This window comes from Nocardia sp. NRRL WC-3656, from assembly GCF_000720265.1.
Lineage (GTDB): Bacteria > Actinomycetota > Actinomycetes > Mycobacteriales > Mycobacteriaceae > Nocardia > Nocardia nova.
The window spans coordinates 72,496-84,697 of the sequence record NZ_JOJF01000010.1 but is presented as its reverse complement, the minus strand read 5'-3'; the positions used below and the strand labels follow the sequence as shown (position 1 = coordinate 84,697).

Here is a 12,202-nt window from a genome sequence, read left to right as displayed (position 1 = left end):
CGAGACATGGCAACAGAAGACACGGCAACGGCCGGCACCATCGAGCAACGCAACATCGCCGCGATGCGACGCATCTACGGCGAAATCTTCGACGAGGGACGACTCGAGTTGATCGACGAGCTCTTCGATCCGAACATGGTCAACCACACCGCCCCCGAGGCTCACCGCCACGGCACCGCGCCCGTCAAGGCATTGGTGTCGATGCTGCGGTCCGCATTTCCCGATGGCCGAACCGAATTCGAGGATTTCACCGCAGCGGGCGACGTGGTCGTCGGACGCAATTGGTACAGCGGAACCCATGTCGGCGAGTTCATGGGCAATGCGCCCACCGGCCGAACGTTCCGGTTCCGCCAGATGCATTGGATGCGGTTCGACCAGCACGGGCGCGTCGTCGAGCACTGGGGCGTTCGTGACGACGTAACCCACCTGCAGCAGCTGGGACTTCTCGGCTGACGCCGCCACCCTCGTCCGCATCGGAATGCCCCTCACCTGCGACGCACGGTGAGGGGCCGCTGTGGCGATGCCCGACCGGACTACAGCACCGGCGGGCGCTGATCGTCGGCCTCGGCCCGCACCGCGTCCTCGAACCCCGACTCGTATTCCTCGCAGTACAGCAGCCGGCAGCCGCGGATCGCGTCCAGCAAATCCTCCAGCAGATCGAGGGCCGGACGGGCCGGATCGAGGCAGGAGATCCGGAATTCGTCGGTGAGCGCGGTCAGGCCCTCCTCGTCGAGTTCCTCTCCGCGCAAGCGCCTTTCGATCGCCTCGGCGGCCTCGACGATCCGGACCGGGTTGCGCACCCGGCCCTCGGCGGCGGCGAGCGCGTCGGCGATCAGGTCGACCACCACGGCGGTCGGGCTCTCGCCCGCACACAACCGCTCCAGCACCAGAGTCGGCGTCTCCACCTGCAGCGCCTCCAGATTGTCGGCCTCCGCGACCACGTGCACCGGATGCACCTCGGCGGCCTCGGAAGCGACCTGAGCGGCGAGGTACAGCCAGCGCGCGGCGGCCACCGCGGCGGCGGCCGGGTCGATATCGGTGAACCGGTCGAGGGAGGCGAGCGGGTCGGCGTACAGCAGCGCATCGGCCGCGTGCACCTGCACCGGCGAGATGTCCGCCCGCGACAACTCCACCGCCTGCCGGGCTCGCCCGGACAGATCGCCCAGTTCCGCGGCCTCGATCGCCGCCTGTTCGGTCCGCACCTCGGCGACCAGCGCGTCCACCAGCGTCGCATCGCCGATCAGATGCGCCACCCGCCCGATCCGGTGCGCCGCCTCCTCGACGACGCTGTAGGACACCGCCATCATCCCGTCCTCGTCCGGCAGATTCGGTTCCCGGACAGCCGCCTCCACCTCACGGAACCGATTACGCTCCTCGGCCCGATGCCACGCCACACTGTTCGGCACCTCCGGATCCCCCGCCGCCGACGCCGGATGCGTGTAGGTCCGCCACTGATACTCCGACAGTTTCGTCAGCGCCGCCGCCAGCGCGAGCGCGACCTCGGGTTCGACCGTCCGCGACAGGGGCGCGATGGTCTCGGCCACGTCTCCCCCACCGGTTCCCCAAGTCGCGACAAGTGCGCCGGCCCCCGCGTCGTATGCATACCGCGTCACGACCTCAGTTCTACCCTCGTGAATGAAAAAGGCCCCTCACCTGGGGCTCAGGTGAGGGGCCTGTGGTGGAGCTGCCGGGAATTGAACCCGGATAGGAACGCTGATAGAGGTCTCGGATACCGCCTGAACTGCGATTATTCGTAACTCGGAATGACCGAGAATCACCCGGAATCACCGCAGAATGTGCCCAAAAAGTGCCCAAAGAACCGCGCTGTCATGGAGCAGGCGACCGTAAGCGATCGGCACCTCGATATCGTGGCGGCCATGGCGACAGCGCGGGTATGGGCGGTCACGTCGACGACACCGACAGAGGACGATGCACGGGCTATCGCAAAGGCGGTGGTGGGCGAACGGCTGGCGGCGGGCGCGGAGATTACGGGCCCGGCGGTGTCGGTGTTCTGGCATCTGGGCGAGCTCGGCGAGGGCCAGGAATGGCGGGTGACTCTGCGAACAGCGGCCACGACGCGGGACCGTCTCGCGGCCCGGATCGCGGAGTTACATCCGTGGGACAGTCCGGAGGTGACCGCGACGCCGGTGGAATGGTGCTTGGACACCTACGCCGATTGGGTGGAACGGACTACAGGCGCACCGGAATAGGCGGGCGCACTGCGGCCGTGCGGCGCGCCAGTTCGGCTCCGCCGTTGATTCCTGCGACGACGCAACGCTGTGTCACGTCGCGGAGCCGTGCCACGGGCCGCGCCGATGCGACCCGCCCGGCGAGGGTGAGCGCTTTCTCGGCGGTCGATACAGCCGCGGTGTCGGCGCCTGCATCGATATAGGCATCGGCCAGCCAGCTCAGATAGAGCGCTTTGTCTCGGGCCCAGTGGTCCGGGTAGGTGGCAAGGGCGCGCTCGAGCGGAGCTATCGCCTGATCTGGCTGGCGCAGGACCGACCACACGCGCCCGGTCATGATGTCGAGTTCGGAATGGTCGACCCACGCGCACCAGGGCGGGGCGTCGGTGTCGTTGTCCTGCAACGCGTCGCGCGCTGTTTCCAGTGCGCGGGCGGCGCCGTCGCGGTCCCCGACGGTGGCCAGCGACCACGCACGCCGCGATTGCAGCAACGCGCGAGCCTTGGGCGGCGCGTCGGTGCCGATGGCCTCACACGCGGAATCGGCGGCTCGTACGGCGTCGGTGGTGCTGCTGGCGTACGCGATATGCACGAACGCGTTGGCGGCCAGTTCCCGGCTCGCTGCTTCGTCGGCGGCCCGGCGGCTGTATTCGAACAGGTCCACCGCGGTCGCGGTGAATCCGGCATCAAAGGCGGCCCATCCGGCTTGCTGGCCTTGCTCGGCGGCCAGCTCGGTGAGTTCGCGTTGGGTGCCGAGTGAGTAGCTTGCGCGGCTGAGCGTCTGTTCGGTGCGAGCGAGTTCGGCGAAGTAGACGCGGAAGGTGTCAGCGCCGCCGAGATAGCTGTCGACGTCGACCAGGCGCGCGAATCTGTCCCGCATTTCCGCGATATCGGCCGCGCCGACCCGCCCGGGTACATCGGTGAGCGTCACTGCGGCGGCGCCGACACCGGCCAGCGCCAGGAAGTCTCTGCGTTTCGTGGCATCGTCCTTTTCGCCATCGCGTCTGGTCCGCTTCGGATGCAGACCCAGCGCATAGGGTGTTTTCACTCCCAACACTGCCATGAGCGCAACGCGTGTTGCGTCCCTGGGCCAAGAGATTTCGCCGCATTCGATCCGCGATACCGCCTGCGCGTCGAATGCGGACCCGCGGCCGGTGGCGACTTCGATATGCCGACACACCAGCTCAGCCAGCTCTCCCTGAGTCCATCCCTGGGCCAGCCGTAGCGATCTCAGCAGATCGTTCGTCATAGGTTCCCCACAGGCGCCCGCCCTTATTTGCCGAGTGTTTTGCGCTGTCCCCGAACCGCCGGCCAACACGATTCTGGAAGTGGTTCCGACGCCGGGCGCCGCGAAGACCCCGGCGTCGGTTCTTCCCACTCGATGGCGGAAGGGTGTGGCATGTGGGTTCTATTCTTGCTCACCGCAGGACTTCTCGTGCTCACTGTGGCATTGTTCCGGCTGCCGCTTCGCGGAGAGCGCCGCGAGGATGGCCAGCAGTGAGGGCCGCTCGCCCGATCGCGTTGGGATGGGTACACCCGGAATCGGCAGCGCTGGACTGGGATATGGCTCAGGTTCGCCGGTTGGCACGCCACCTCGGCTACGCGCTGGTGTGGCCGCCGGAGACGAGCCGGATACCGCTCGCCGATCAGGCACGCGCGGCCGGTGCCGATGCGGTGATCACGCCGTCAACCGATCACATCGGCATTCTCACGCTGCACGCGGTGATGTGCGTGGCCGACGTGGAGACGGTCACGCCGCGACTCTCGTTCGCACGCTGGCCCGCCGAATCCAAGGTCGACGAATAGCCAGCTCCCCCCGAGAGTCCCGGATACGGTGCCGATATGAAGGCAACCGGGGATTGGGTGGAGTTGGTCGGCACCCTCATCACGATGTACGGGCTGTGGTTCGCTTGGAATCGCAATTCCAACCGTCGGCTGCGGCGTTTCATCCGCGGCGCTATGGAGTCGACCTCGAACTACCTGCGACACGTTTTCGCCCGAATCACCGGGCGCGGTAGGCACATCACGATCCAAGCGGCAACAGACGTCGCAGCCGTTACCGACACGGCGACGGTCCGTGTGCGAAGCGGCATCGACCCTGGCAGGCCGCTCGCCGTGCAGATCCAGATGCTCGCCGGTTGGGCCACGACGATCAGCAACGATCTGCAGGACATCCGGCAGACGATAGCCGGGCTCGCAGAGTCGCTCGAACGCCGCGCGGCAGAGGCAGAATCCACCGCTCAACAAGCCCTGTCCGAGCTCAGGGCGAGCGCCCGCCTCGATGCGGCAACGGATCTGAGTATCGCGCTGTTCGGTATCGCTACGACTGCGGTCGGCATCATGCTCGGCATGGTCGCCGATGGGCGGTTCTCGTGGCTCCCGTGGTAGCCCGCACCGGAAAAATTCACACCCCCGGCCTGACTCCCGCGGCGTCCACCAAGTCAGGTTTCTTTTGAGGGCGCCGAAACGTACGGCGCGGGGCGGTGACCTGCATATTCAGCCAGTTCCGAGAGGCACGCCCCATCGACCTACCAAACTGGGGGGAGAGAAATTTGCTGACTGATGCCGCGGGAGTCAGGGCCGGGGGGCCGAATTTTTTCGGGGCCTACACGCGCCAGCGCCCCGCACCGTGAACACTCGATGCGGGGCGCTGGTTCGGGGCAGCGGTCAACACTCCGCTGCGCCGTGAGCCGGTTCCTGGTGTGGTTCAGGCACCGGCGAGTCCGGTCAGTTTCTTCACTGCGCTCGGGCGCGTGATCGCGATCGCGGGCACGGCGTAGGCCTGCACCCACGTGCCGCGCTTGGCCTCGTCGCGCCATGCCTCGGTGCGCAATGTCAGCTCGAAGCCGATGACACCGGCCATACCGAACTGGGTGACGTATCCGGTACCGGCGGTCACGCGTGGGGTGGCGAACACGGTGGTGATGCCGGCGCTTTCGAGTACCGCGGCGAGGTTCTCGCCGTAGGCGATCCGAAGGCTGTTCTCTTCCTGCGGATTCAGCACGAGCGTGTCGAACTTGTAGCCGAGCTCCTCCATGTTGGCCACAAGCTGAGCGTTGGCCCAGTCCGCGGCCGGTCGCGCGGCGTTGGGCGTGAGAGTGGTTGGGTCTCCCACGGTGATGACGTTCGACCAGTCGTGACCGGGCACGACACCCGAACCGCCGAGCTTGGCAATCGCGGACTCGACTGCATCGATGGTGCGCTTGTTGATCTTGCGCACAATCGTGTTGGTGAGCTGGGTTGTGCTGTCGTCGATATCGGAGATGTTGTTGCGGATCCGGTTCTCATCGGTGACGAAGAACTTGCCGCCCCAGTCCTCGACGGGCGCGAGCTGCGGGTTCGGCCGGTCGCCGTTGACGATGGCGTACTCGTCACCCGGACCGCGCTGCTCGAGGTCGCGGCTGGTGTACATCTCGGCCGCGGTTGCCGGTGTGAACAGGATCGCGCCACCGGTCACGGCCTGAGCGCTGGGGGCGAGAAACTTGTCGATCACCAGTTGATCAGCCGCGAGAGCGGCAATGCGGTTGGTGATGTAGTTCGGCGTCTTGAGCACGTAGTCGACGGTGAGGTTCCGGCCGTTGATCTGAGGGCTCAGCGAGTAGTTCGGTGCGGTTGGCATAGCGATTCCCTTTCCACGATGGCGGCGAGCTCGAGCCGGTCGATCACCCATCGGCCGCCGATGCGGTGGCCGGGCAGTGTGTGCCGACGCAACCGCTGCCGCACCGCTGAGGTTGTGGTGCCGAGCAATTCGGCCGCCTCGGCGGTGCCGACCGGGTCGAGCAGTGCCGCTGCTGGCGCCGAGTGTTCCGCCTCGGAGGCAACCGGCAGGATCGTGCTGCCGCGCACGGAAGCCCCGAGAATCTCGGCGAGCCGCAGAATCCGAGTCGGTAGCCGTTGCCCGCGGCGCCCGGCGAGCTCTCCGCACAGCTGTAGCGTCTTCGCCACTTCTCCGGCGGCCCGCGGCCCGAGTGCGACCCAATCGCCCATCCGGAACACCTCAGGCTCGTTACTCGTCACTGCGCAGCCAATCTGTGCCGTCACCGGATCCCGGGTCGATATCCCAGCCGATCCGGTTGGCGTGAGCCTCCTCGGCCTCGGCGTGCGCGGTCGCCAACAGTTCCGCCGGCACTTGCCGAGCGAGCTCCGAGCGCAGCGACGGGCACACCCCGAGGGCCACAGTCATTGCTCCGATGGCGAGCTCGGGCAGGCGCCCGGCCTGGCGCGCGTCGTCGATGACCGCGTGAATTCCCGCGGTCGCGGCGTCGATATCCGCTCCGTCACCGAGCCCGAGCGCGTGCGACCACAGCGCCAGCGCGCGGCGCCGGTCGCCGAAATAGTGCCGCTCAATTGGTTCACTCACGGACAGACCTCCATGCCGATCGAATGTTGCTGTTATCCAATGGTTTTCTGATGAATCCGGGGCAGCTCGCCCCGCACGTGGCCCGCCCACACCCCGGACGCTCGGCGGCCGAGTTCTCGCGCGACCGTCGAGCACGCGGACTGGACAGCGCAGCCAGCGCACACCCGGGCCGCGGCGGCGAGCCGGTCGGACCGATCGGCCTCGGTCTCGCCGGGCAATGGGTCGCTGTCGAACCGCGGCGCCATTCCGGCGCACCGCGCGCCGTCGAGACGCTCGTCGACGACCACACCGATAGCCGCTGTCGGCGGGCGGGCCTTCACTCGTCGCCGTTCTTGCACAGACCACGTTTCCAGCAGTCCCGATCCGGCGTCCCGTCCCGCCGTCCCGCCTCCCTAAAGGGAGGGAGGCGGGACGGGACGAACGGCACAGGGCGGGACGGACGCGGGACGCGCACGGGACGGCGGGACGTGATCATGATTCGCCTTGCTCAGATGGCTGGATAGCGCACACGTACCGCGGCCGGTGCTCGGTTCCGATGTTGCGCAGTACGCCGCGCTTGACCAGTGTGTTTATTGCCGAGTACGCGCGCGTGCGGCTCACGCCGTTGTCGACCGCGAGGTCTCGCAGTTGTGCGGTTGTGAGTCCGCCCGTGCCGCATGACGTCCCGGCGATGTCCCACAATTTCCGGACCGACGCGGACTCGTCGGATACCGTCGTCCCGCGCTCGAACGGGACGACAACCAAGGTCTTGCGTGCCATCTCCGGAACCTCAGGCATGAGCGACTCGGACACGGTGTGCGGGACGAGTCGATAGTCGAAATCCATGCCGCTCGGTGCGTCCTTGTGTTTCTCGACATGCACTGTCGTGGTGAGCGGTTCATCTGATTTCAGGCGAAGGTCAGACCAGACCGCGCCGTCCCAGGCGGTAGAACCACGCGGTGCGGTCCCGGCGCGGCCGGTGTGGTGAATCGTGAGCACAGTGCAGCCCGCGGCCTCTCGGATGCGGTCGGCGCCCTCGATCGCCCGACCTTGCTCGGTAGCACTGTTCTCCTCGAGGCCGAGCGTGCAGCGCGCCCGAGTATCGAGCACCAGTAGCCCAGCGCCGAGCGTCGCCGCGATATCGGCCGCCTCGGTCACGTCGACGAAGTTCCCGAGCTGCACCGGGCACGGCAGCACGTAGAGCCAGTCCTCGAGTTCGCCGGGGTCGACACGCGTCAACTCGCACCATGCCAGGATCCGAGCACGTAGCCCGGAGGCTCCCTCGGCCGCGACATAGACGACTTTCTCGCGCGCGGGCACGTGGTGGGTCTCCCAGTTCTGGCCCACGGCCAGCGCACACGACATGTCGACGCCGATAAACGACTTGTACGCCCCGGGCGGGCCCGAAAGTTGCGCCAGAGTATTGCGGTACAGCAGGCCATCGACCAGCGGCACCGCGGCCGGCAGTTCGGCTAGATCGGACAGCGAGAGCAACCGCCTGCCCAACGGCACCCGGCGCGGTTGTGGCTGGTCGTCAGTGGTCCCGGGACCGATCCCGGACCACTCTGCCGGACCGTTCGGGACCGATTCGAGCTCAGGACCACTGTCGGAGCGCTTACCCGCTGGTGAGCGTTGTTTTCGGGGCGGGTCCTGGTCCTCGACCTCTAGAGGACCAGGACCGAGGACCACCGGTGCCGAGTGGTCCTGAGAGTGGTCCGCACCCTTGGCCGCGGCGAGCTGTTCACGGTAGAACTCGCGGCACGAAAAGCACACCGGATCGAATACCGCGTGCGCCCGACAGTGGGCAGTCGGCGCGGGCAACGCCCCCGAGGGGGCGACCGCTACGGCCGCCCCCTCGGTCTCCGCGTGGACTTCCCTCAGCCGCGCTACACCGCGCGTCCCGCGAATGTCATTGCTCACTCAAGCCCTCACTCTCCGCGCGGCGCCTCAGCTCCGCACCGCCGGACACGATCAGCGCCCACACCTCGGCCGCGTCGGTGTCCGCCTCAATCGCCAGCAGCACACGCAGCGCGTAACGCCTTGCGTCGCTGATGAACTCGGCCCGCCGATCCGCACTCGCCAGAACCGCGCGCGCTGCGAGCGGGTTGTATTCGCCGGTGAAGTACGACCGGCCGCCGCCGGCGAAATCGTCGGCGAGCAATCGGTCGAGCTCGGCCGATGCCTGACGGCGCTCTCGTCGGCGTTGGGCCTCGATCTGCACATCGGACGGGCCCGGCAGGCACCGGGCCGCCGAGCGGGCCAGAATGCGGCCGAGCTGCGCATCGGCGCCGCGGACTGCAATCGCTGTGGTCGTCGAGCCCGGTTCGCGGTCCGCGATGCTCGGGCGGACGTACTTTCCGGTCACGGTGCAGCCCCAATCGGCTCGAACACCGAGCGGACCGCGCCCAGTTCGGCGACGCGGCGCCACCGCGGCCCGTGCGCGCCGTCGAGCTTCACGAGCTCCGCGTCACGCAGCACCGCGAAAATCTGTTCGGCAGTCGCATCGGCGCACGGCACGGCGTAGACCGTGCCGTCGTCGAGCACCACGACCGAGCCGATTGCGATTCCTCGCCCGCCGCCGTCGACCTCCACAGCGCCGACCGGCTCGACCAAATGCACACCGGCCGACGCCAGGGCGGCGACGTGACGCGCAACCGCACCGAGCAGCACATCGGCTGCCGCCGTTGGGCTCGTCATTCCTCCCCCGCCCGCTCGACGACGGCCGCGAGCTCGTCGTGCGCGAATACCGGCCGCACTCTCTGATCTGTGCCGCTGCCCGCGTGGGCGCCGCAATAGACCGCCGCGACCACCGGGTACGGCGACCACGCCACCGGTTCCCCACACCGAGCACAGCGCACCGCATGACCGGCCGCCTCGTCGGCATCGGTGTCCGGCTCGTCGTTCCGGCCGCCATCGACCAATTCGGATGCCCGTAGGCCGATCGTCTCGGAAGCGCTGAATACCGCCGTCACCGGCCACGACGCGCGCCCGTCCAGTAGATCCGCGACGCGCTCGGGCGCCATGCCGATTCGCTCGGCCAGCGCGCGGACGGTCACACCGCCGGACGCCATCGCCGAAACGACACGCGAACTCACTCGGAAGTCGATTTCACTTGGCGCAGAGGCATATTCGTCTCGACCGAGCACCTTCACGATGTCCTCGTCGCGCAACATCAGCACTTCGCCGGTGTCCTCATCTTCCGCCTCGTAAATGACCTCTTTCGTATCGAGGATGCGGCGGCAGTCGACGACTGCCGATCCGGATACGGGAACACCGGAAATCGACGGACGGCAGTAGCGGACGGTTGCACCGTCCTCGACCTCGAGAACGCGGCGGGCCGCGGCAATATCGGCCTCAGCCTCCCGCTCGGCCACCGCGCCACGGTCCGCGCAGCCGTAGCCCGGCGCACACCGAAACGTCTGCCCGTCCGGGCCGAGTCCGACAGGCACCGATCGAGCACCCAGCGCGGCAAGGTTGGCACTGCACTCGATGCAGATCAATCCGTCAATGTGCGGTTCACCGCAGTGGTTTACGCTGGTCAATGGAATTCCTTCCTCGCAAGGGTTGGCGTTCTGATTGGCCCGGGAAGCGGTAGCCGCCGCTCCCGGGCCGCTTTCATGACTGAGGCGCGGACACATCACGCAACACCCGACCGCGCGGTCGTCGTGCTGAGGTGCGCCTCGATATACGCCTCGACATCTGCCCATCGGTAGAGCACTCGACGGCCGTCCTTCACGAACGGGATGCCGGCACCGCGGTAGCGCTGCTGCGCCAATGAGGCAGTTGTGGTGTGCAGGTAATTCGCGACCTCGGCCGGTGTCGCCAGTGGCGACGCAGTATGCCCTTCCATTCGCGCCCTATCCATGTGAGACTTTCGAGTCAAGCGGGTATCACTTGCCATAACCGCAAATCTAGGTGAGTGATACCGGTACGTCAAGCAGGTATCACAGACAGGAAGGGTGCCGATGCCGAAGCGCTACACGCCAGCACGCGAGGCCACATGGAAGGCGATCGCCCCGCATGTATCGATGATGTTGCCGGGCACTATCCAGATCGACGACGAACCTCATGCGGGCTGGCGGTTGTCGTTCGATCTCGACTTCGACGGAGTCCGCGTATCGCCCATTGCGGTTCACGTTGCGTCGAACGGTGTAGCAATCTCCGGCACAGATCTCCGCGCCGTTGCAGTCAACGAGGTACTTGCGGATTCGCTGCTGATGACCGGCACGGCGCTCACCGGCTTCCTCGCACATGACGAAGACTGGCTTTTCAGCCCGTCCGACGCGGACAGGGCTCGGATTCGCCGCGAGGGACCCACTGCCGAAAATGTCGAGTATGCGGCCGCGTTGTTCCTCTTCGCGAGAGCGGTTCGCACCCCCGCGTCCGAGTACGTACAGACCACCTTGAACCTTCCGAAGCCCACCGCCGCACGGTGGCTCAGGAAAGCTCGTGAAATGGGATTCATCGATGGCGACGATTGAGAGCTACGAAACGAAGTCCGGCCGGCGCTACATGGTCCGCTATCGCAAGCCCAACGGCAGCCAGACCAAGAAGCGCGGTTTTCGACGCAAGCTCGACGCCGAACGGTTCTCCAACACTGTCGAGGTGCAGAAGCTAAGCGGCGAATACGTCGCGCCGGCACTCGGCAAGTTGACAGTGACCGAAATGGGTGCCAAGTGGCTTGCGCGGCAGGTACACACGAAGCCGTCATGGTCCGAGCGCGTCGAGTCGATCTGGCGCGTTCATGTCGAACCACAGTGGGGCGCAAGGCAATTGGCATCAATCGCTCGGCCAGAGATCAAGGACTGGATAGCGGAGATAGACCGGGCGCCGTCGACCGTGGCGGACATCCACGGAGTGTTCTCCTCGATCCTGGACGAAGCCGTGGAAGAGCGGCGGATACCGGCGAACCCGGCCAAGGGGTTGCAGCTGCCGCGCCGGGAGCCGGTAGACCATGAGTACCTGACTCATGATCAGGTAGCCGCGCTCGCGATGGAGTGCAGCCGCGGTGCCGAGATTGTGATGCTGCTGGCCTACTCCGGGATCCGGTGGGGCGAAATGGCCGCGCTACGTCCGCGTGATGTCGACCTTGATCGCTGCCGGATCCAGATCGTGCGGTCGGCGTCGAAGGTGAATTCTCGGACCGTGATCGGAGCGCCGAAGACGTGGGAGCGCCGAACCGTTGCGGTGCCCTTCGAGGTCGCCGAGATGCTTCGCCCGGTCGTCGAAGCGCAACCCGATCGGGTCGGGCTGCTATGGACGCGCCCCAGCGATGGCGGCCCGATCCGACCGCCGACAACAACGCATTGGTTCACGAAGGCTGTGGACCGGTGCATCGCGGCGAGTATCCCTCGCGATGAAGACGGCGCGGCGATCGGGCCGGCCACCTTTCCCCGCGTGACTGCTCACAAGCTGCGCCACACCGCGGCGTCGCTCATGATCGCCAGCGGTGCGCCCGTGAAGACGATTCAGCGCCAGCTCGGCCACAAGACGGCCACGATGACGCTCGACAATTACGGGCACCTGTTCGAAGACGACCTCGACGGCGTGGCTGTCAGGATGGGCACGGGACTACGCACGGCCGCCGAGAAGCGTGCCCAAAATGTGCCCACACGGCCCGATCTTCGGTTGGTCGGAGCATGAAAAAGGCCCCTCACCTGGGGCTCAGGTGAGGGGCCTG

Annotated in this window: 17 protein-coding genes; 6 read left to right on the top strand and 11 right to left on the bottom strand. The window is 66.9% G+C overall.

The genetic code is table 11. From position 1 onward, the window contains the following. Window positions 1–6 precede the first annotated feature (6 nt). Window positions 7–453 carry an ester cyclase gene (locus IG65_RS0114955; protein ID WP_030515522.1) on the top strand — a complete coding sequence of 149 codons (447 nt, stop codon included), beginning with the start codon at window positions 7–9 and terminating at the stop codon, window positions 451–453. 80 nt (window positions 454–533) lie between these two features. On the opposite strand, the gene IG65_RS0114950 is transcribed toward IG65_RS0114955, so the two are convergent. Then, entirely contained in the window at window positions 534–1,613 is a 1,080-nt protein-coding gene (locus IG65_RS0114950; RefSeq protein WP_197039844.1) for a hypothetical protein, read from the bottom strand. Window positions 1,614–1,877: 264 nt separating this feature from the next. Here IG65_RS0114950 and cutA point away from each other — a divergent pair, with 264 nt between their 5' ends. Then, complete coding sequence (gene cutA, locus IG65_RS0114945) at window positions 1,878–2,210, top strand: divalent-cation tolerance protein CutA (RefSeq protein WP_036524641.1); 333 nt, start codon at window positions 1,878–1,880, stop codon at window positions 2,208–2,210. Here the strand turns inward: cutA and IG65_RS0114940 are convergent. Next, on the bottom strand, window positions 2,191–3,231 hold the full coding sequence (locus tag IG65_RS0114940; protein WP_156055628.1) for an XRE family transcriptional regulator: 1,041 nt from the start codon (window positions 3,229–3,231) through the stop codon (window positions 2,191–2,193). The two genes, cutA and IG65_RS0114940, sit on opposite strands and share 20 nt — an antisense overlap. 449 nt (window positions 3,232–3,680) lie before the next feature. On the opposite strand from IG65_RS0114940, the gene IG65_RS0114930 reads away from it, so the two are divergent. Both IG65_RS0114930 and IG65_RS0114925 read left to right on the top strand, forming a co-directional pair. Continuing rightward, window positions 3,681–3,989 (top strand): hypothetical protein, encoded by a 309-nt coding sequence (locus tag IG65_RS0114930; RefSeq protein ID WP_030515518.1) that lies wholly within the window; start codon window positions 3,681–3,683, stop codon window positions 3,987–3,989. A 36-nt stretch (window positions 3,990–4,025) separates the two neighbouring features. After that, window positions 4,026–4,571 carry a hypothetical protein gene (locus tag IG65_RS0114925; RefSeq protein WP_030515517.1) on the top strand — a complete coding sequence of 182 codons (546 nt, stop codon included), beginning with the start codon at window positions 4,026–4,028 and terminating at the stop codon, window positions 4,569–4,571. 319 nt (window positions 4,572–4,890) lie between these two features. Here IG65_RS0114925 and IG65_RS0114920 read toward each other — a convergent pair whose 3' ends face one another. The 9 genes from IG65_RS0114920 to IG65_RS34745 form a co-directional block, all read right to left on the bottom strand. Further along, window positions 4,891–5,802 (bottom strand): major capsid protein, encoded by a 912-nt coding sequence (locus IG65_RS0114920; RefSeq protein WP_030515516.1) that lies wholly within the window; start codon window positions 5,800–5,802, stop codon window positions 4,891–4,893. Continuing rightward, complete coding sequence (locus tag IG65_RS0114915) at window positions 5,775–6,170, bottom strand: helix-turn-helix domain-containing protein (RefSeq protein ID WP_030515515.1); 396 nt, start codon at window positions 6,168–6,170, stop codon at window positions 5,775–5,777. The genes IG65_RS0114920 and IG65_RS0114915 overlap by 28 nt, the downstream gene beginning before the upstream one ends. A gap of 19 nt (window positions 6,171–6,189) precedes the next feature. Next, the gene (locus IG65_RS0114910; RefSeq protein WP_030515514.1) at window positions 6,190–6,543 is read right to left on the bottom strand and encodes a hypothetical protein; all 354 of its coding nucleotides are present in this window, start codon (window positions 6,541–6,543) and stop codon (window positions 6,190–6,192) included. A 32-nt stretch (window positions 6,544–6,575) separates the two neighbouring features. After that, window positions 6,576–6,788: a WhiB family transcriptional regulator gene (locus IG65_RS39790; protein WP_369801550.1), complete on the bottom strand. Its 213-nt coding sequence runs from the start codon at window positions 6,786–6,788 to the stop codon at window positions 6,576–6,578. A gap of 226 nt (window positions 6,789–7,014) precedes the next feature. Continuing rightward, window positions 7,015–8,034, bottom strand: coding sequence for an AAA family ATPase (locus tag IG65_RS0114900; RefSeq protein WP_197039843.1), 1,020 nt, complete (start codon window positions 8,032–8,034; stop codon window positions 7,015–7,017). Between the two features lie 397 nt (window positions 8,035–8,431). Then, window positions 8,432–8,743, bottom strand: a complete 312-nt coding sequence (locus tag IG65_RS0114895; RefSeq protein ID WP_156055627.1) for a hypothetical protein — start codon at window positions 8,741–8,743, stop codon at window positions 8,432–8,434. Between the two features lie 140 nt (window positions 8,744–8,883). Next, window positions 8,884–9,219: a hypothetical protein gene (locus tag IG65_RS37770; protein WP_156055626.1), complete on the bottom strand. Its 336-nt coding sequence runs from the start codon at window positions 9,217–9,219 to the stop codon at window positions 8,884–8,886. Next, window positions 9,216–10,160, bottom strand: a complete 945-nt coding sequence (locus IG65_RS37765; RefSeq protein ID WP_156055625.1) for a hypothetical protein — start codon at window positions 10,158–10,160, stop codon at window positions 9,216–9,218. The genes IG65_RS37770 and IG65_RS37765 overlap by 4 nt, the downstream gene beginning before the upstream one ends. Then, window positions 10,160–10,372 carry a helix-turn-helix domain-containing protein gene (locus IG65_RS34745; protein ID WP_036524544.1) on the bottom strand — a complete coding sequence of 71 codons (213 nt, stop codon included), beginning with the start codon at window positions 10,370–10,372 and terminating at the stop codon, window positions 10,160–10,162. Before IG65_RS34745 ends, IG65_RS37765 begins: the two co-directional genes overlap by 1 nt. A 115-nt stretch (window positions 10,373–10,487) precedes the next feature. Between IG65_RS34745 and IG65_RS0114875 the strand changes: the two genes are divergently transcribed. Continuing rightward, window positions 10,488–11,003, top strand: a complete 516-nt coding sequence (locus tag IG65_RS0114875; protein ID WP_156055624.1) for a hypothetical protein — start codon at window positions 10,488–10,490, stop codon at window positions 11,001–11,003. Beyond that, the gene (locus IG65_RS0114870) at window positions 10,990–12,165 is read left to right on the top strand and encodes a site-specific integrase (protein WP_051756055.1); all 1,176 of its coding nucleotides are present in this window, start codon (window positions 10,990–10,992) and stop codon (window positions 12,163–12,165) included. The genes IG65_RS0114875 and IG65_RS0114870 overlap by 14 nt, the downstream gene beginning before the upstream one ends. Window positions 12,166–12,202 lie beyond the last annotated feature (37 nt).

Coding starts and splice junctions, on each gene's coding strand:
- IG65_RS0114955 (WP_030515522.1), top strand. CDS start 7: ATGGCAACAGAAGACACGGCAACGGCCGGCACCATCGAGCAACGCAAC.
- cutA (WP_036524641.1), top strand. CDS start 1,878: ATGGCGACAGCGCGGGTATGGGCGGTCACGTCGACGACACCGACAGAG.
- IG65_RS0114925 (WP_030515517.1), top strand. CDS start 4,026: ATGAAGGCAACCGGGGATTGGGTGGAGTTGGTCGGCACCCTCATCACG.
- IG65_RS0114920 (WP_030515516.1), bottom strand. CDS start 5,802: ATGCCAACCGCACCGAACTACTCGCTGAGCCCTCAGATCAACGGCCGG.
- IG65_RS0114915 (WP_030515515.1), bottom strand. CDS start 6,170: ATGGGCGATTGGGTCGCACTCGGGCCGCGGGCCGCCGGAGAAGTGGCG.
- IG65_RS39790 (WP_369801550.1), bottom strand. CDS start 6,788: ATGGCGCCGCGGTTCGACAGCGACCCATTGCCCGGCGAGACCGAGGCC.
- IG65_RS37770 (WP_156055626.1), bottom strand. CDS start 9,219: ATGACGAGCCCAACGGCGGCAGCCGATGTGCTGCTCGGTGCGGTTGCG.
- IG65_RS37765 (WP_156055625.1), bottom strand. CDS start 10,160: ATGTGTCCGCGCCTCAGTCATGAAAGCGGCCCGGGAGCGGCGGCTACC.
- IG65_RS34745 (WP_036524544.1), bottom strand. CDS start 10,372: ATGGAAGGGCATACTGCGTCGCCACTGGCGACACCGGCCGAGGTCGCG.
- IG65_RS0114875 (WP_156055624.1), top strand. CDS start 10,488: ATGCCGAAGCGCTACACGCCAGCACGCGAGGCCACATGGAAGGCGATC.
- IG65_RS0114870 (WP_051756055.1), top strand. CDS start 10,990: ATGGCGACGATTGAGAGCTACGAAACGAAGTCCGGCCGGCGCTACATG.